Raw genomic sequence first — 16,916 nt, 5'->3', positions numbered from 1 at the left:
GGCGAACGGCTATCGTCCGTAGTCGTAGGGCGGTGGCGCGGAGGACCGGTTGTGGTCGTACTGGTAGTCATACGGCGGGGGCGCATCGGCCCGTTCGCGCTCACGCTGGTGATTGAGCAGGTCGATCAGCTGGTTGGCGTAGCCCACCAGGATGCTGATCTGATCGTCGTCCCTGTCGATCCACCGGCACTCCGGCACCGCGGAGCGGGGCACGAAATTGTCGTGCTCCTCCCAGACCAGCAGGGTGCGGTCGGCACCGAGAACGTATTGCTGCCACCAGATCTGGCGCAGGTACGAGCGGGGGATGCTACGCCACGGCTTGCTGGTGGTCTTGATCTCGGCCAGTTCGAAGACGCCGTTGCCGGCCAGGCCCAGGCCGTCGGGGGTGGCCAAGTGACGGGGCTGCCCGGCGGCGTGGAAGAGATTGGTGCTCGGTTCGATGCCGTAGTTGGCCTGTACCCAGGCCGCGATCTCCGGTTCCCTGGCCCGACCGTGATCGGTGAACGGGTTACCGCTGAAGCCGCTTCCGTTGATCTTCTCCCTGGCGGCGGCGTGCACAGACTTCTCCGTGGCGAGCTTGGCGACATCCGTGGCGGTGATGCCCTGGCTGCGCGCCCGCAACCAGGCGACCCGGTTGGTGGAGTCGGCCACAATGCGTCCCAGATGGGGGAGGGGTGGGAGTGCGACGGCGGGCGGCGCCTCGGCCGGGGTCTGCTCCTCCAGGTCGAAGAGGGAGAGCAGGGAGTGAGGCACGTCATCCATTCTGCTCTGTCTCGGCGACCGTTGCGCACACCTCGCCGAGCATGCCTGCACTCGGTCAGAGCGACAGTTTGCAGCTGAGTCCCTCTCAGGATACGGAAAACCCGACCCCCGGACGCGGGACAAATGACCTGTTGTGGGGGTAAACCGGTGTCGAAATGACCCGTTGTGGGGGCGCGAGGGCCGCGATGGCCTTCCTAGGCTTGTCCTCATAAAGGGGGACCGGCCGAGCGGAATTCGTCCGAGATCAAGACGGCCGCACGCGGCCCGCGCACCTGCCACCTCATGTGGTGAAGCACATCAATCTGACCGTTGGTCAGGTTATTTGTGGTGCCCTCCGCCCATTCGAGCTCCAGTCGGGGCAGAAATCGGCGTGCCCACCGAAGCGTAAAGACAAAGCCTGGAACATCCCAGTTATCGCTGCGCCTCAACCGGGGCGCGGTTTGCAGTTCACTCTGAGCCACCCGAAAGGCCCACCATGAAGAAAACCACCACGACCGCGGCCACTGTCGCCGGTTCCGTTCTCGTTATCGGCGGACTCACCCTCGGCGGTGTCGTCGCTCCGGCGTTCGCGCACACCCCTGGGGTGACCCACACCTGCGACTCCCTCTCGGTGAATTTCGATTTCTACGGAACAACCCAGTGGGACGACACCCCGAACATCGTCACCATCACCATCGACGATGTGGAGCACACCGTCGAGAGCTTCGGCACGAGCTACCAGAACACGATCCCGGTGGACGGCCTCACGACGCACACCTACTTCGTCGATCTCAAGACCCCGGACGGGTACGACGCGGAATTCAGTGGGGAGACACCCCGGTGTGATGTCGTGACGCCGCCGGTCGACCCTCCGGTGGACCCGCCGGTGGACCCGCCAGTTGATCCCCCGGTTGACCCGCCCGTTGATCCGCCCGTGGACCCGCCGGTCGATCCCCCGGTGGACCCGCCGGTTGATCCGCCCGTGGATCCGCCTGTGGTGCCGCCGGTGGATCCGCCAGTGGTGCCGCCGGTTGACCCGCCCGTCGTGCCGCCGGTCGATCCGCCCGTGGTGCCACCGGTCGATCCGCCCGTGGTGCCACCGGTGGACCCGCCCGTCGTGCCACCGGTCGATCCGCCGGTGGAGCCGCCGGTCGAGCCGTCGACTCCGCCGGTCGAGCCTCCGGTGGAGCCGTCCACCCCGCCTGTCGAGCCGACGACCCCGCCTGTCGAGCCGACGACTCCGCCTGTCGAGCCGTCCACCCCGCCAGTCGAGCCGACGACTCCGCCGGTCGAGCCGACGAGCCCGCCCAGCACCACGACGTCGGTGACCCCGCCGGTGGTCGTGACCCCGCCGACACCCACCCCGTCGACTCCGCGCTCGACCACAGTGCCCTCGACCACAGTGCCCTCGACCACAGCGCCCCCGACCGCAGTGCCGACGTCGAGCGCCACTGAACTGGCGTCAACCGGCGTGTCCAGCTGGACCACGATCGTGTGGGGCGCCGGCTTCAGCGCCGTACTGCTCGGTGCCGCACTGATGCTCACCCGTCGCTTCCGCCGGGCCTGATCCGCACCGGGTGTAGACCCACCGGCACAGCCACGGACACCCCGGGCGATAACCGCCCGGGGTGTCTGTGGTTATTCGCGTCAAAGCAGCGAGCCGATCAGGCGACCTCCTTGACCACGCCCTGCTTGATCAGCAGGCGTCGCTGGGCTCGTTTGGCTACGGCGGAGTCGTGGGTCACCACGATCAGGGTGAGACCACGATCACGCCACAGCCCCTCGAGCAGCTCCATGATCTCGTCCCTGGTCTGCTCGTCGAGGTTGCCGGTGGGCTCGTCGGCCAGCAGCACCGCCGGCTCCTTGACCAGCGCCCTGGCGATGGCCACCCGCTGCTGCTGGCCACCGGACAGCTCAGCCGGCAGGTGGCTGCCGCGCTCGCCCAACCCCACGGAGGCCAGGGCCGCCGCGGCCCTGGCCGTACGGTCGGCCGCCGACACGCCCAACGGCGCGAGCGCGGTCTCCACATTCTCCTGCGCCGTGAGGGTGGGGATCAGGTTGAAGCCCTGGAACACAAAACCGATCTGCCTGGCCCTGATCTCGCCGAGCGGGCCCTGGCCCAGCTTGGAGAGGTCGGAAGCCCCCAGTTGCACGGTGCCCGTGCTGGGCCGGTCGAGGGCGCCCAGCATCTGCAACAGGGTCGACTTGCCGCCGCCCGTCGGCCCCTGGATGGCGACCATCTGACCGTCGGGAATGGACAGGGTGACCTTGTTCAGGGCGGTCACCGAGCGCTTGCCCTGGTCGTATTTCTTGGTGACATTGGTTAGTTCATACATATATAAGGTCTCGATTCGGGTGTCGTCGGTCGGAGTGAGGGTCAGGCGATGCTGCGAAGCGCTTCGGATGGGCTCAGGCGCGAGGCGCGCCACCCGCCGATGGCGCCGGCCAGGAGCCCGCCGAGCACGGCCAGGCCGACCGCGATGAGGATGACCGACAGGGTCACCGGCACCTGCAGGACGATGTCCGACGTGGCCGCCTCAACGACGGCCTGGCCGAATCCGCCGCCGGGACGTCCGCCGGCACCATTCATTCCTGCCGGGACATCCGCGCTGGCGGCACCGGCGGTGAGGGTGGGGGCGACGAGGTTGATCGCGAGGATGCCGAACAGGCCGACGGCGATGCCGACGACCCCGCCGATCAGGCCCTGCACGAGGGATTCGCCGGCCACCTGGCGCACAATCCGGCCGTTCGACCAGCCGATGGCCTTGAGCGTGCCGAATTCGCGGGTGCGCCGGGTGACCCCGGAGATGGTGAACAGGATGGCGATCAGGAAGGCGGCGGCCAGCACGATGAGCGAGAGCCACAGGCCGAGGTTCTTGACCAGGTCGGACGCGCTGGAGAGGGACCCGGACACGCTCGAGGCCAGATCGGCCTGGGTCTTCACGGTGGAATCCGGGAGAGCGGTCTCGACATCCGCCTGCACCTGCTCGATATCGGTGGACGACGCCGCCTGCACGTAGATGTCGGTGACCTGGCCCTCCAGGCCGGACAGCGTCTGCGCCACGTCGAGCGGGATGTAGACGTTCGACGCCGTCGCGGCATCCGCTGAGGAGGCGGTCACGAGACCGACGATGGTGAAGTCGGTGCCGGCCAGGGAGATGGTGTCGCCGACGATGAGTTCGGCGGTGGTGGCGTAGCTGGCGTCGAGCACGGCGACGTTGGCCCCGGCGTCGGTGCTCTCGAGGCTGCGGCCGTCGGTGAGGCTCACGGCGGACAGCGGGCCGACGGCGTCATCGGCCGGGTCGAGTCCGAGCACCGTGAAGGAGTCGACGCTGAACGAGCTGCCGCCGGCGCCGTCGGCTCCGGTGGGCGCCTCGCCGGCGGTGGGCGCTTCTCCCTGGGTCATGGCCGACCGGTCGGGCAGGGTGCCGTTGAAGGTGGTGTTGCTCAGCGACAGGGTGGCCGCGGCGGCCGAGACGTTGTCGATGCCGCCGACGGTGTCCAGGGCAGTGGAGTCGAAGGCGGTGGTACCGCGTTCGACCGACAGGGTGGCCTGGTTGACGGTGGTGCTGCCGTCGGCTGTCGCGCCGTCCTCTGCGCCGAAGTCGAAGTTCTGCGGCCCGCCGCCGCCCTCGCCCTCTGTGGGCGCCACCGGGGTCTGGCTCACGGTGATGTCGGTGCCGACGCCGTACACCGAGGCGAGCACGGTGGACTGCGCCAACTGCACTCCGCTCGAGACGGCGTTGACGATAATGACCAGGGCGATGGCAAGCGCCATGCCGATGGCGACGATAGCGGTCTGCTTGCGGCGACCCGCCAGCTCGCGTCGCAGATAGGTGACAAACATCGATTCTCCAGTCCAATGGCAGGGGGGATCCCGCCTCTCTGATCTCGAAGCTAGGGAGCGTGTTTATGGGCCGACTATGGCCAGGTTATGAATCTGCCCAGCGGGTGTTGGCGCCCGACCTTGCTGCGCATCCGTCTTCACAGGGTCACCGTGGGCGGCGTATAGCCGATTCATAGGAAGGACACTGATACTGGGGGCATGAGCACACGAGCGAACGAGCAGTCGGCCCACGGACCCCGCCTCCACAAAGCCGACGGATCCCCGATCAGGGTGCTTGTCGTCGACGACGAACCGACCCTCACCGACCTGCTCTCGATGGCCCTGCGCTACGAGGGCTGGGAGGTGCGGACCGCGGGCGAGGGCCGCGCGGCGATCACCCTGGCGCGCGAGTTCCGACCGGACGCCATCGTGCTGGACATCATGCTGCCCGACATCGATGGGCTGCAGGTCCTGCAGCGGGTGCGAGCGGATGGCTACGAGACGCCGGTGCTCTTCCTCACCGCGAAGGACTCCCTCGACGACCGCATCGCCGGTCTCACCGCCGGTGGTGACGACTACGTCACCAAGCCATTCAGCCTGGAGGAGGTCGTGGCCAGGCTGCGCGGACTCATCCGCCGTTCCACCCTGGCGGTGTCCGACTCCACCGACCCGCGAATCACCGTGGGCGACCTCACGCTCGACGAGGACAGCTACGAGGTGTTCCGCGGCGGTGAGCAGATCGAACTGACCGCGACCGAATTCGAACTCCTGCGCTTCCTGATGCGCAACCCGCGCCGGGTTCTCAGCAAGGCCCAGATTCTCGACCGGGTCTGGAGCTACGACTTCGGCGGCAAGTCCTCTGTTGTGGAGATCTACATCTCCTACCTGCGCAAGAAGGTCGACGCCGGCCGCGACCCCATGATCCACACCGTGCGCGGTGCCGGATACATGCTGAAGATCGCCTGATGACCGCCGGGTCACCCGCCGTCGACACCCCGATCATCCCGACCCGCACCGGCCGCGCCCCCTGGACGCTGCGCCGCCGGCTGGTGGTGGCCGTGGTCGCGATGCTCGCACTGGTGAGCCTCGTGATCGGGGCGGTGAGCGTCGCCATCCTCAGCGCCAACCTGATGGACGGCCTGGACGACCAGCTGGCCAACGCCGCGCAACGCTCCGATGTGGCGCTCGGCGGCCGTCCGGGCAGCACCGACTTCACCTTCACCGCCTCCTCGGCCAGCGATGTGCTCAACGGGCCGGGCCAGCCGCCCGGCACCCTCGCCCTGGTCTACGACGGCAGCACCGTCACCGCCGGCTTCATCGACGACAGCGGCACCATCGTGGCGCTGGACAACGACCAGGTCAGCCAGCTGCTCACCGAACTCGACGACGCCGTGCAGCAAGACGGCACCAGCGCACCGTTCACCGTGGACCTCGGCGGCGACGTGGGTGAATACCGGGTGCTCGCGGCCACGGCCCGCACCGGCGCGCTCTACCTGATCGGCCTGCCCACATCGAGCGTCACGGGCACCGCCACCCAGCTCGCCCTCATCATCGGCATCGTGTCGCTGGTCGGGATCGTGGTCGTTGCCTTCCTCGCCACCGCGATCGTGCGCCTGGCCCTGCGTCCGCTGCAACGGGTGACCGAGACGGCCACTCGGGTCTCCGAGCTGCCGTTGGACCGCGGCGAGGTGCTGCTGGTGGACCGCGTGCCCGCCGCAGACACCGATCCCCGCACCGAGGTGGGCCGGGTGGGCTCCGCCCTCAACCGCATGCTCGACCACGTGGACCTCGCCCTCGAAACGCGGCAGGCCAGCGAGAACAAGGTGCGGCAATTCGTGGCGGATGCCAGCCACGAGCTGCGCACACCCCTCGCGTCGATCCGCGGCTACTCCGAACTCACCCGGCGCAGCGGGCAGGAACTGCCGCCGGACACCATCCACGCCATCGGCCGGATCGAGTCGGAATCCGTGCGGATGACCGGCCTCGTCGAAGACCTCTTGCTGCTCGCCCGGCTGGATGAAGGCCGTGAACTCGAGCACGATCCGGTGGACCTCACCCGGCTGCTGGTCGACGTGGTCAGCGACGCCCATGCCGCCGGCCGCGACCACGTCTGGGACCTCAACCTGCCGGAGGAACCCGTTCTCGCCGCCGGCGACGGCCCCCGCCTGCACCAGGTGTTCGCCAACCTGCTCGCCAACGCCAGGGTGCACACCGACGCCGGCACCAGGGTCGAGGTGGCCCTGTGGATCGAGGACGACCTGGCCGTGGTGACCGTGACCGACGACGGCCCCGGGATCCCGGAGAACCTGCGCGCGACCCTGTTCGAGCGGTTCGCCAGGGGCGACAGCTCCCGGTTCCGTGGCACCGGCGGCAGCACCGGCCTCGGCCTCGCCATCGTGCAGGCCGTCGTCGCCGCACACCACGGCGACGTCACGGTGGACAGCCGGCCCGGCCACACCTGCTTCCGGGTCGCCCTGCCCCTGGCCTGATCCCGGTTCGACCCCTGTCCACACCGGCCCGGTCAGTCGGGGCGGTCACCGCTGATGATGCCCCGCAATCGATCGAGCGGCGCCTTGGGCCTGCGGTCCTCATCGAGCAACCCGTTCGTCTCCTGCAGGGTGTCGGTCAGCTGGGTGTAACAGAAGCCCGCCAACCCCGCGCTGGCATGGACGGCGGCCAGTACGTTGTCCAGTCTGGCGAGGAAATCCTCCGTGGAGGTAGCGCTCGAGTACCCCCACGCGCCGGCCTCCGCATCCTCCCGCGGGAACGAGATGCCACCGAACTCGGTCAGCATCACCGGTGTGCCCTCTACCTCCTGGCCGGGCAGCACCAGGCGGCGGCCGGCAGGCCCTGAGCCGGCCAACAACCGGCTGATCGCGGCTGGGTCGCGGTACCGCGCGGCCAGGGCCTGGCCGTCGGCGTCGTAGTCGTGCACGGTCAGGATGTCCGAGTGCACGTGCTCCCAGCCGTCGTTGGAGACCACAGGGCGGGAGGGATCCAGGGCCCGGGTGAGGTCGGCCAGGGCCCGGGTGAAGGCCGCCTGGGCCGGGTCGTGTGCAATCTGCGACACACCCCAACTCTCGTTCACGGGCACCCAGGTGACGATCGACGGATGCGAGTGGTCACGCTCGAGCGCCGCCGTCCACTCCGCGGTGGTGCGCCGTACGGCCGCGGCGCTGAACGCGAACGCACCGGGCGCTTCGCCCCAGACCAGCAGGCCCAGCCGGTCAGCCCAGTAGAGGAACCGCGGATCCTCGATCTTCTGGTGCACCCTGGCGGCGTTGAAGCCGAGGTCCTTGATCAACTCGACGTCGCGGCGGAGCGCCTCTGCGGTGGGGCTGGCCAGGTGCGAGGCGGGCCAATAGCCCTGCTGCAGCACGGAGCGCACGAAGTACGGCCGGTCGTTGAGCAGGAAGCGGCCCTCGCCGACCGCGGAGGAGCGGAGGCCGAGGTAGGAGTGCACCACGTCGACGGGTGATCCGTTGGTCGACAGCGTTACCGTCGCGTCGAGCAGTCGCGGCTGCTCCGGGCTCCAGAGCAGCTCGTCGGCAGCCTGACCGTTCGTCAGCGCCGGCAGGGTGATGACGGTGGTCGAGGTGGCCTCTGCAACGGTGTGGGCAGCATCCGCCACCGGCACGCCCTCGTAGCTGAGGGCGTAGGACAGACTGCTGCCGGCCGGGGGTCGCCGCGACAGGTCGACCCGTACCCGAACGGTGCCAGCGACGAGATCCGGCGTCCAGTGCAGCAGCGTCACGGCGGTGTCAGTCGTGGCCTCCAACCAGACCGGCTGCCAGATGCCGCTGGTGCGGTGGTACCAGATCACGTGGGGTTCCAGCTGCCAGTCCTGCTTGCCGCGCGGTTGCGCGGCGTCGAGCGGGTCGTCTTCGGCGCGCACGACCACGGTGTGCTCGGTCAGGTGGGGAGCGAGAACATCGGTGACGTCGAACGAGAACGGGGTCTGGCCGCCCTCGTGCTCACCGACGAGCTGGCCGTCGATCCACACTTTCGCGCGATAGTCGACGGCTCCGAAGCGCAGGTGCAGCCGGGTGCCGTCGCCGGTGAATCCGGCGGCGGCAAGGTCAGCCGGCCCGAACCGGCGGGAGTACCAGATCACGGGGTGAAAGCCGGTGTCGTGGATGCCGGAGGCGGCCGATTCGAACGGGAACGGCACCCGGATGGTGCGGCCGAACCGGGGCTGGGCGTACCAGCGGGCGGCCCGGCCCTCGTCGGCGTCGTCGAACTCGAACCCCCACTCGCCGCCCAGCTCGCGCCAGTGCCGGCGCACCAGCTGGGGGCGCGGGTACTCGCCATCCTGCCGGCTGGCGCGGAAATCACTGGAGAGGGCGTCTGCGCTGATGCTCATGCAACCCATAATGCCTGCACGGCCCGTGCCGGCGCAGGGGACTCGACCCTGACGGGTTATGCGGCCGGGTTCGGCTCGTCGCCGGCGGGCGAGTTCAGCCGCTTCAGCAGCAGCGCGAACTGGGTGAGGTCGGCCTCCGGCCAGCCGGCCAACCTGGCGTGCACGAAGGACTTGTCCCCGCCGGGCACCGCCGCCATCTTCTCGATCGCCAACGGGGTGACCGCGAGGAACTTCGCGCGCCCGTCGGCCGGATCGGCGGCGAGCTCCAGCAGCCCCAACTCCTCGAGCAGCCGAGCCTGGCGGCTGATCACACTGCGGTCCACGTCGAGCGACTCGGCGAGGGCGCTCGCGTGCGTCGGGCCGCAGCGTCGCAGCAGCCGCAGGATCTTGAGACCGAAGGGCTGCAGCGCCGGGTCGATGTGTGTGGCGACCTGGCGCATGGCGCCGCGCACATAGGCCGCGAGCTGCATCATCTGGTCTTCGACTTCGGCCAGGGCCTCGGCGACGTCGGCCGCCGGGGGCGTGCCGGGGCCGGTGACCGTGGGGTGCTCGACGTTCTCGGTCATGACTATCACACTAGCGACCCGCGCCGGGGTTTCCCGACGGGTCCTCGTTCGCCCGGGTCACCTGGATGGTTCCGGTCGGGTGCGCCCGGCCGACCGGGGAGAGGGCGGCGGATGCGGCACCCACCTCGATCAGGATGTCCTCGGCGTCTTCGACCTCGCGCTGGTCGGCCCGCTCCTGCGCGTGTTCGGCGTCGAGTGCCGCCTTGGCGTTGCCGAGGGCGATCGCCGTCTGGGTGCCGAGCGAGGCGTTGGGCATCAGCGCGACCATGATCAGGGTGATGATCGCCAGGGGGACACCGAGCAGGAACACCGTGCCAACCCCGGAGCCGTACGCCGATTCGACCACGATCCGGATCGCTCCCGGCAGCGAATTGACGTGCGGGATGACGCCGGAGCCGAGCGTCTCGATCGCGACGGCCTGGTCGGCCGGCTTGAGGCCGGCGATGCCGTCCGTGATCTGCTGGGCGACGACGGTGCCGAGCACCGAACCGAGCACGGAGACACCGACGGTGCCGCCGAGGCTGCGGAAGAAGGTGACGGCGCTCGTGGCCACACCGAGGTTCTGCACCTCGATGGAGTTCTGCACCACCAGCACCAGGTTCTGCATGACCATGCCGAGGCCGGCGCCGAGGACGAACATGTAGATGCCGACCAGGATCAGGTTGGTGTCGTACTGCAGGGTGCCGAGCAGGAGCAGGCCGGCGACGACGGCCACGCTGCCGGAGACCATGATCGCCTTCCACTTGCCGGTGCGGCTGATCAGGGTGCCGAACAGGGTGGAGGAGATGAGCAGTCCACCCATCATCGGGATGGTGAGCAGGCCGGACTGGGTGGGCGTGGCGCCGCGGGCCAGCTGCATGTACTGGCTGAGGAAGACCGAGGTGCCGAACATCGACACACCCACGGAGATGCTGGCGACGGTGGCGAGGGTGAAGGTGCGGTTCTTGAACAGAGTGAGCGGGATGATCGGCTCTGGTGCCTTGAACTCCACGATCACGGCGGCGATGAGCAGAACGGCGGCGGCGGCGACCATGACGAACGAGGTGACGGATGCCCACTCGAAGTCGTTGCCGGCCAGGGTGACCCAGATCATCAGCAGCGAGACGCCGCCGGCGATGAGGGCGGCACCGAGGTAGTCGATCTTCACGACCCGCTTCACTCGCGGCGGCAGGTGCAGGGTGCGCTGCAGCAGCACGATGGCGACGATGGCGATGGGCAGCGCGATGAAGAAGTTCCAGCGCCAGCCGAAGGCATCCGTCACCACGCCGCCGAGCAGCGGCCCGCCGACGGTGCCGAGGGCCATGACGCCACCGAACAGGCCGGCATACTTGCCGCGGTCACGGGGGCTGATGATGTCGGCCATGATGATCTGGCTGAGCGCGGCCAGGCCGCCGGCGCCGAGGCCCTGCAGCACCCGGAAGCCGATCAGGGTGCCGGTGTCCTGGGAGAAGCCGGCCAGCGCCGAGCCGATCACGAAGGTGGCCAGAGCGAGCTGGATGAGCAGCTTGCGGTTGAAGAGGTCGGCGAACTTGCCCCAGATGGGCGTGGACACCGTGGTGGCGAGCAGGGTCGCGGTGATGACCCAGGTGTAGGCGGACTGATCGCCCTTGAGGTCGGAGATGATGATCGGCAACGACGTGCTGACCACTGTGCCGGCCAGGATCGAGACGAACATGCCCAGGAGCAAGCCGGAGAGGGCCTCGAGAACCTGGCGCTTGGTCATGGAACCGTCGGCCGTGATGGCCCGGTTCGGGGACGTGGTGGGGGAACGGCGTGACATGAGTCTCCAGCTAGATGATTGACAGATGTCAACTATAAATACATAGTGGACTTCTGTCAACTAGTTTTCGTCACCGGTTCGTGGTGCCGCCGATTTGCGCGGGAGGGCGGGCATCCCGTATGGTGGGGAACAGCCAAAGACCGCCGGTTGTCGCTGCCCAGAAATGGAAAAGCGATCGAAGGTTCATTCACGTGAACGGCCCGCGCAGGTGTTCGAAGTTAGCCAGTTCAACTGGCCTCAGCTCCGGCGCTTGCGCTGGGGCTTTTTTCATGTCTGCGCCCCGGGCTACCGGCACATGAATATTTAGAGGAGCGCCATGGCGAACAAGGAAGCAACGGTCGCCGAGCTGCAGGACAAGTTCCAGAGCTCGACCGCCGTTCTGCTCACCGAGTACCGCGGACTCACTGTTGCGAAGCTCAAGGAGCTGCGCACGTCCATCAGTGAGGACGCCACGTACGCCGTGGTAAAGAACACGCTGACCAAGATTGCGGCCAACAACGCCGGCATCACGTCTTTTGACGAGGAGCTCGTTGGCCCGTCCGCAATCGCTTTCGTGCACGGTGACCCTGTCGCCGTTGCAAAGAAGCTGCGTGCCTTTACCAAGGCAAACCCTCTCCTGGTTGTCAAGGGCGGTTACTTCGACGGTAACCCCCTGACCGCCGCAGAGGTAGGCAAGCTCGCCGACCTCGAGTCCCGTGAAGTTCTGCTCGGCAAGCTTGCCGGCGCCTTCAAGGCCTCGCTGTTCGGAGCCGCATATCTGTTCAACGCACCGCTGTCGAAGGCTGTTCGCACCATCGACGCGCTGCGTGAAAAGCAGGAGTCCGCGAACTAGGCATCTGCCTGGTACCGCGGTGAGTAACTTTAGAAACCAATAGGAGAAAAATCATGGCAAAGCTTTCCACCGAAGAACTGCTTGAGCAGTTCAAGGGCCTCACCCTCATCGAGCTCTCCGAGTTCGTCAAGGCATTCGAGGAGACCTTCGAGGTCACCGCCGCTGCCCCCGTCGCCGTCGCCGGAGCCGCTGGCCCCGCCGCCGCTGTCGAAGAGGTCGAAGAGCAGAGCGCGTTCGACGTCATCCTCGACGCCGTTGGCGACAAGAAGATCCAGGTCATCAAGGTTGTGCGCGAGCTCACCAGCCTGGGCCTCGGCGAGGCCAAGGCCGTTGTCGATGGCGCGCCGAAGGCCGTCCTCGAGGGCGTTGCGAAGGAAGCTGCCGAGAAGGCAAAGGCTTCCCTCGAGGCCGCTGGCGCCACCGTCACCCTCAAGTAGTCTCATCCCCGCGAGGGGATAGTTACTCGCACGGGCGTCGCATCCACTGGATGCGGCGCCCGCTGCCGTTAACGGCTGGTTAGGGTGGGGGAATGCCCGCCGATCTTCAGGACCTGCTCGGGGACCTGGTCTCCGTCAATCACCGTCTCACCCGGGTGGCCGCGCGCGCCGCTCACGGCAGCGAATCGCCCGCCCTGTGGCGCACCCTCAGCGTTCTGCTGTCCACCGGCCCGATCCGGCTGGGGGAGCTTGCCGACCTGAGCCGGGTCTCACAGCCCACCGCCACCAAACTGGTCGCCGGGCTCGTCACCCGCGGTTGGGCCGAACGCACGAGCGACGCAGACGACGCTCGCGTCAGCCTGATCGACATGACCCCGGCCGGCAATGCCGCCCTCACCGCCTGGCGCAGCGAACTGGCCGCCGCCCTGCTGCCCTACTTCGCCGACCTGCCGGCCGCCGATATCGACACCCTCGACCGTGCGGTCGCCATCCTGCGCGACCGGGTGCAGGCGACAGAGCGGATGACCACTCCCAAGCGGGCGGGCACTCCGCCCCGCTGACGCTGCTGGCGGCCCCGGTCAGTGACCGCGGTGGTCCTGGATGGTCATGCGCGGCCCGTGCCTGGGCGCACGGTAGCCGCTGCCCAGGATGAGGCGCACCACCCGCTGGCGATGGCCGATGAAGGGTTCGAGCAGTTCGAGCATGCCGTCGTCGTCGACCGGTGCGCCGGTGAGGGCCCACCCCACCTGGGCGGCGAGGTGGTAGTCGCCCACACTCACGGCATCCGCATCGCCGTGGGAGCGCTGCGTCACCTCGGCCGCGGTCCAGCGGCCGATGCCGGCCAGCGACTGCAATCGGCGGCCGGCCGTGACCGCGTCGACCGGTCGATCCAGTGCGGGTGCGACCGCCGCCGCGGTCACCGCGGTGCGGGAGCGGCGCGGGTCGACGCCGGCCCGATGCCAGTCCCACGACGGGATGAGCCGCCACCGCTCCGGCCCAGGGGAGACCATCATGCCCGCAGGCGCCGGCCCCGGTGCGGGGTCGCCGTGCTGGCGGATCAGCCGGTTCCAGGCGCGGTGGGCCTCGACCGTGGTGACCTTCTGTTCGATGATCGCGGGGACCAGCGACTCGAAGACCAGTCCGGAGCTGCCCAGCCACACCCCGGGCGCCCGCCGGCGCACCTCGTTGATGGCCGGGTGGCCGCTCAGGTCCAGGCCAGACCAGTCGTCGTCCGCGCCGAGCAACGCCGGCACCTGCCCGATGCTCCAGTCGGAGCCTGGCCCCCAGGCGCGCGCATCCACCACGCCGTCGGTGCCACGGCTCAGCAGCAGGGTCGCCGGGCCGTGCGGGGTGCGCTGCGTGCGCCAGATGCCGGCCGCATCGGTGCGGCACGTGGGGTCGCCAGTGCCACGCCGGTGCGGGGCCATGGTGGCCGCCAGGTCGAACGCGTGCCGGGGCGTGTACCGGGTGCGGGCCGTCGGTGTGACGGCGCCGCTCGCCTCCGTGGCTGGATCGGAAATCATTCCCTCGAGGCTAACCCGAACCGCCGACGGATCGGACGGTCGCTGCAACTGTTGCCGTTGCGGACTATTGCGCCCGGTGTGCCGGGTGCAGTTGTCCGCACGGGTAACAGTTGGGCCTGTGTGGTCAGCGTGGTGGGCTGGTGCTGGAGCGCGTGACGAGGTTGGTCGGGGCGCGGGTGACCAGGTGGGTTGTGGTGGTGGTGGGGGTGTTTTCGAGTTCGGTGAGGAGGGTGTCGACGGTGAGGGTGGCTTGGTTGCGTGGGTGTTGTTCGATGGTGGTGAGTTGGAACATTTCGGCGTATGGGTGGCCGTCGATGCCGATCACGGAGAGGTCGTCGGGGAGGTGGAGGCCGAGTTCTCTGGCGGCGATGATGAGTCCGACGGCGATTTCGTCGCTGGCGGCGAACACGGCGGTGGGGCGTTGGTGTGGGTCGGCGAGTAGGGCGAGTCCGGCTTCGTATCCGCCGGGGACGGTGAATGCGCAGGCCGAGAAGCCGTTGTCGGTGGGGAGGCCGGCGGTGCGCATGGCTTCGGTGAAGCCGGTGAGGCGTTTGGTGTGCACGGCGAAGTCCATTTGGTGGGCCTGGTCGCCGCCGACGTGGCGGATGTCGGTGTGGCCGAGGGTGAGCAGGTGCTCTGTGGCGAGGCGGGCGGTGGCGATGTCGTCGATGGCGACGGTGTGGGCGCCGGGGGTCTCGCCGCCGATGCCGACCAGGGGGCGGCCCATCCGGTGTAGTTGGGCGACTTCGGTGTCGCTGAGTTCGACGCCGACGGAGATGACGCCGTCGAAGCGCTTGCGGGCGAGGAAGAAGTCGAAGACGCGTTCCCGCTCGGCCGAGTGGGTGGGCAGGTTGTAGAGGGTCATGTCGTACCCGCGGGCGAGGAGTGCTTGTTCGAGGCTTTCGAGGACCTCGGCGAAGAACCATCGGCTGATGAACGGGATGATCACGCCGACGCTCTGGGTGCGTCCGGTGACCAGGCTGGCGGCGTTGGGGGAGGCGACGTAGCCGATCTGTGCGGCGGCGGCGATGACCTTGGAGCGGGTTTCTTCCGACACGTAGCCGCGGCCGCTCAGCGCGCGGGAGGCAGTGGCCTTGGCGACACCGGCCCGGCGTGCGACATCGGCGATTGCGCTCATGTCGGCCTCCGTCGTTGAAAACTGCTGTGCACACCATACCGGTCCGATCCCCGGTGCTGGAATCGTTTGCTCCACCTTGGCCTCTCGAAATCGCATTCTCGAAGAATCTTCATGTTTGGAGCATGATCTTTGTGAATCTGTGACCATTTCCCGGTATTGGCCGCGCATTTAGTGCCATAATCTGTGATGTGGAACCGGTTCCCTATGTAATCGTTTCCAGTATCGTGTGACTTAGAGCACCAGCACCAGCATCACTCAACGAGGAGGAAACATGCGGTCATTCCACCGCCGAATCACAGCGCCCATCGCCATGGCGGCCATCGCCGGGCTTACCCTGGCCGGCTGTTCCGGTGGTCCCGGCAGCACGAATGCCGACGCTGGAGCTGAGGGCGACGGCGTCGTCAGCGTCTACGGCACCATCGCCGACACCGAGGCCGAGCTTCTCGAAGAGTCCTGGGCGACCTGGGAAGAAGAGAACGACATCGACATCCAGTACGAGTCGTCCAAAGAGTTCGAAGCCCAGATCGCGATCCGTGCACAGGGTGGCAGCGCCCCCGACCTCGCGATCTTCCCGCAGCCCGGCCTGATGGCCGACCTCGCCAGTCGTGACTTCCTCAAGCCGGCCCCCGCGTCCGTCGAAGAGAACGTCGACGAGTTCTGGTCCTCCGACTGGAAGGCCTACGGCACCGTGGGCGACACGTTCTACGGCGCTCCGCTGATGGCCAGCGTCAAGGGCTTCGTCTGGTACTCCCCGGCCAAGTTCACCGAGTGGGGTGTCGAAGTTCCCGAGACCTGGGACGAACTCCTCGCCGTGACCAAGACCATCCAGGAGAAGACCGGCACCGCCCCGTGGTGCGCCGGCTTCGGCTCTGGCGACGCAACCGGTTGGCCGGGCACGGACTGGGTCGAGGACCTGGTTCTGCGTCAGGCCGGCGCCGAGACCTACGACAAGTGGGTTGCCAACGAGATTCCCTTCACTGACCCGGCGATCACCGCCGCCTTCGACGCAGTCGGTGAGATCCTGCTGAACCCGTCCTACGTCAACGCGACCTTCGGCGACGTGAGCTCGATCAACAGCACCGCGTTCGGTGACGTGGCCACGCCGCTGGCCGCCGGCACCTGCGCCCTGCACCACCAGGCATCCTTCTTCGACGGCTTCATCACGGATGCCGGTGGAGAGGTCGGTCCCGACGGTGACGTCTGGGCCTTCATCACCCCGGCCGAAGAAGCCGGAAGCCAGGCCGTGACCGGCGGTGGCGAGATCGTCGGAGCCTTCTCGGACGACGCTGACACCCAGGCCGTGCAGACCTACCTCGCCAGCGATGACTGGGCGAACAGCCGCGTCAGCCTCGGCGGGGTCATCAGCGCCAACTCGGGTCTCGACCCGGCCAACGCGCAGAGCCCGATCCTGCAGGAAGCCATCACGATCCTCCAGGACCCGGAAACCACCTTCCGCTTTGACGGCTCCGACCTGATGCCCGGCTCCGTGGGCGCCGGCACCTTCTGGAAGGGCATGGTCAACTGGATCAATGGAGCACCGACCGACGAGGTGCTCACCAGCATCGAAGCCGGCTGGCCGTCCAGCTAGTCCGGATCGGAACCGGCTCGCCTGACAGCGGGCTTGTTTGACAGCTCAACCGTGCGGGTCGTCCCGATGGGGGCGACCCGCACCCCCCTGCTGGTGTTCGCGGCGGTGGTTTTTTGCCCCAC

The 16,916-nt window shown here is 68.1% G+C and carries 15 protein-coding genes; 7 read left to right on the top strand and 8 right to left on the bottom strand.

The window, feature by feature from the left end:
• Window positions 1-9 precede the first annotated feature (9 nt).
• Window positions 10-762: a YqaJ viral recombinase family protein gene (locus K2F54_RS11910; protein ID WP_220606078.1), complete on the bottom strand. Its 753-nt coding sequence runs from the start codon at window positions 760-762 to the stop codon at window positions 10-12.
• Window positions 763-1,237: 475 nt separating this feature from the next.
• Here K2F54_RS11910 and K2F54_RS11905 point away from each other — a divergent pair, with 475 nt between their 5' ends.
• The gene (locus K2F54_RS11905) at window positions 1,238-2,308 is read left to right on the top strand and encodes a hypothetical protein (RefSeq protein WP_220606077.1); all 1,071 of its coding nucleotides are present in this window, start codon (window positions 1,238-1,240) and stop codon (window positions 2,306-2,308) included.
• Window positions 2,309-2,405: 97 nt separating this feature from the next.
• Here K2F54_RS11905 and K2F54_RS11900 read toward each other — a convergent pair whose 3' ends face one another.
• The gene (locus K2F54_RS11900) at window positions 2,406-3,077 is read right to left on the bottom strand and encodes an ABC transporter ATP-binding protein (RefSeq protein WP_220606076.1); all 672 of its coding nucleotides are present in this window, start codon (window positions 3,075-3,077) and stop codon (window positions 2,406-2,408) included.
• 41 nt (window positions 3,078-3,118) lie between these two features.
• Window positions 3,119-4,588 carry an ABC transporter permease gene (locus K2F54_RS11895; RefSeq protein ID WP_220606075.1) on the bottom strand — a complete coding sequence of 490 codons (1,470 nt, stop codon included), beginning with the start codon at window positions 4,586-4,588 and terminating at the stop codon, window positions 3,119-3,121.
• A gap of 198 nt (window positions 4,589-4,786) precedes the next feature.
• On the opposite strand from K2F54_RS11895, the gene K2F54_RS11890 reads away from it, so the two are divergent.
• Both K2F54_RS11890 and K2F54_RS11885 read left to right on the top strand, forming a co-directional pair.
• Window positions 4,787-5,533, top strand: coding sequence for a response regulator transcription factor (locus K2F54_RS11890; protein WP_220606074.1), 747 nt, complete (start codon window positions 4,787-4,789; stop codon window positions 5,531-5,533).
• Window positions 5,533-7,056 carry a sensor histidine kinase gene (locus K2F54_RS11885; protein WP_220606073.1) on the top strand — a complete coding sequence of 508 codons (1,524 nt, stop codon included), beginning with the start codon at window positions 5,533-5,535 and terminating at the stop codon, window positions 7,054-7,056. The genes K2F54_RS11890 and K2F54_RS11885 overlap by 1 nt, the downstream gene beginning before the upstream one ends.
• 32 nt (window positions 7,057-7,088) lie before the next feature.
• Here K2F54_RS11885 and K2F54_RS11880 read toward each other — a convergent pair whose 3' ends face one another.
• From K2F54_RS11880 to K2F54_RS11870, 3 genes are read right to left on the bottom strand one after another with little or no spacing between them, the layout of a single operon-like run.
• Entirely contained in the window at window positions 7,089-8,930 is a 1,842-nt protein-coding gene (locus K2F54_RS11880; RefSeq protein ID WP_220606072.1) for a glycoside hydrolase family 2 protein, read from the bottom strand.
• A 56-nt stretch (window positions 8,931-8,986) separates the two neighbouring features.
• Window positions 8,987-9,496: a MarR family winged helix-turn-helix transcriptional regulator gene (locus K2F54_RS11875; RefSeq protein WP_220606071.1), complete on the bottom strand. Its 510-nt coding sequence runs from the start codon at window positions 9,494-9,496 to the stop codon at window positions 8,987-8,989.
• A 10-nt stretch (window positions 9,497-9,506) separates the two neighbouring features.
• The gene (locus tag K2F54_RS11870) at window positions 9,507-11,276 is read right to left on the bottom strand and encodes an MDR family MFS transporter (RefSeq protein ID WP_374107290.1); all 1,770 of its coding nucleotides are present in this window, start codon (window positions 11,274-11,276) and stop codon (window positions 9,507-9,509) included.
• A 316-nt stretch (window positions 11,277-11,592) separates the two neighbouring features.
• Between K2F54_RS11870 and rplJ the strand changes: the two genes are divergently transcribed.
• The 3 genes from rplJ to K2F54_RS11855 all read left to right on the top strand — a co-directional run bounded on the left by rplJ (window position 11,593) and on the right by K2F54_RS11855 (window position 13,105).
• Window positions 11,593-12,108: a 50S ribosomal protein L10 gene (gene rplJ, locus K2F54_RS11865; RefSeq protein ID WP_120338318.1), complete on the top strand. Its 516-nt coding sequence runs from the start codon at window positions 11,593-11,595 to the stop codon at window positions 12,106-12,108.
• Between the two features lie 53 nt (window positions 12,109-12,161).
• The gene (gene rplL / locus K2F54_RS11860) at window positions 12,162-12,545 is read left to right on the top strand and encodes a 50S ribosomal protein L7/L12 (protein WP_220606070.1); all 384 of its coding nucleotides are present in this window, start codon (window positions 12,162-12,164) and stop codon (window positions 12,543-12,545) included.
• 92 nt (window positions 12,546-12,637) lie between these two features.
• Window positions 12,638-13,105, top strand: coding sequence for a MarR family winged helix-turn-helix transcriptional regulator (locus tag K2F54_RS11855; RefSeq protein WP_220606069.1), 468 nt, complete (start codon window positions 12,638-12,640; stop codon window positions 13,103-13,105).
• Between the two features lie 18 nt (window positions 13,106-13,123).
• Here the strand turns inward: K2F54_RS11855 and K2F54_RS11850 are convergent, their stop codons facing one another.
• Entirely contained in the window at window positions 13,124-14,068 is a 945-nt protein-coding gene (locus K2F54_RS11850) for a DNA-3-methyladenine glycosylase family protein (protein ID WP_220606068.1), read from the bottom strand.
• 124 nt (window positions 14,069-14,192) lie between these two features.
• The gene (locus K2F54_RS11845; protein ID WP_220606067.1) at window positions 14,193-15,206 is read right to left on the bottom strand and encodes a LacI family DNA-binding transcriptional regulator; all 1,014 of its coding nucleotides are present in this window, start codon (window positions 15,204-15,206) and stop codon (window positions 14,193-14,195) included.
• Window positions 15,207-15,477: 271 nt separating this feature from the next.
• Between K2F54_RS11845 and K2F54_RS11840 the strand changes: the two genes are divergently transcribed.
• The gene (locus K2F54_RS11840) at window positions 15,478-16,794 is read left to right on the top strand and encodes an ABC transporter substrate-binding protein (RefSeq protein ID WP_220606066.1); all 1,317 of its coding nucleotides are present in this window, start codon (window positions 15,478-15,480) and stop codon (window positions 16,792-16,794) included.
• Window positions 16,795-16,916 lie beyond the last annotated feature (122 nt).

This window comes from Cryobacterium inferilacus (assembly GCF_019599185.1).
Taxonomy (GTDB): domain Bacteria; phylum Actinomycetota; class Actinomycetes; order Actinomycetales; family Microbacteriaceae; genus Cryobacterium; species Cryobacterium inferilacus.
This window is presented reverse-complemented; position numbering and strand designations above follow the sequence as displayed.

What these genes read in the sequence shown, in the direction of transcription:
- K2F54_RS11870 (WP_374107290.1), bottom strand. Translation starts at nt 11,276, where the DNA reads ATGTCACGCCGTTCCCCCACCACGTCCCCGAACCGGGCCATCACGGCC.
- K2F54_RS11895 (WP_220606075.1), bottom strand. Translation starts at nt 4,588, where the DNA reads ATGTTTGTCACCTATCTGCGACGCGAGCTGGCGGGTCGCCGCAAGCAG.
- rplJ (WP_120338318.1), top strand. Translation starts at nt 11,593, where the DNA reads ATGGCGAACAAGGAAGCAACGGTCGCCGAGCTGCAGGACAAGTTCCAG.
- K2F54_RS11875 (WP_220606071.1), bottom strand. Translation starts at nt 9,496, where the DNA reads ATGACCGAGAACGTCGAGCACCCCACGGTCACCGGCCCCGGCACGCCC.
- K2F54_RS11905 (WP_220606077.1), top strand. Translation starts at nt 1,238, where the DNA reads ATGAAGAAAACCACCACGACCGCGGCCACTGTCGCCGGTTCCGTTCTC.
- K2F54_RS11900 (WP_220606076.1), bottom strand. Translation starts at nt 3,077, where the DNA reads ATGTATGAACTAACCAATGTCACCAAGAAATACGACCAGGGCAAGCGC.
- K2F54_RS11845 (WP_220606067.1), bottom strand. Translation starts at nt 15,206, where the DNA reads ATGAGCGCAATCGCCGATGTCGCACGCCGGGCCGGTGTCGCCAAGGCC.
- K2F54_RS11910 (WP_220606078.1), bottom strand. Translation starts at nt 762, where the DNA reads ATGGATGACGTGCCTCACTCCCTGCTCTCCCTCTTCGACCTGGAGGAG.
- K2F54_RS11890 (WP_220606074.1), top strand. Translation starts at nt 4,787, where the DNA reads ATGAGCACACGAGCGAACGAGCAGTCGGCCCACGGACCCCGCCTCCAC.
- rplL (WP_220606070.1), top strand. Translation starts at nt 12,162, where the DNA reads ATGGCAAAGCTTTCCACCGAAGAACTGCTTGAGCAGTTCAAGGGCCTC.
- K2F54_RS11850 (WP_220606068.1), bottom strand. Translation starts at nt 14,068, where the DNA reads ATGATTTCCGATCCAGCCACGGAGGCGAGCGGCGCCGTCACACCGACG.
- K2F54_RS11855 (WP_220606069.1), top strand. Translation starts at nt 12,638, where the DNA reads ATGCCCGCCGATCTTCAGGACCTGCTCGGGGACCTGGTCTCCGTCAAT.
- K2F54_RS11880 (WP_220606072.1), bottom strand. Translation starts at nt 8,930, where the DNA reads ATGAGCATCAGCGCAGACGCCCTCTCCAGTGATTTCCGCGCCAGCCGG.
- K2F54_RS11885 (WP_220606073.1), top strand. Translation starts at nt 5,533, where the DNA reads ATGACCGCCGGGTCACCCGCCGTCGACACCCCGATCATCCCGACCCGC.
- K2F54_RS11840 (WP_220606066.1), top strand. Translation starts at nt 15,478, where the DNA reads ATGCGGTCATTCCACCGCCGAATCACAGCGCCCATCGCCATGGCGGCC.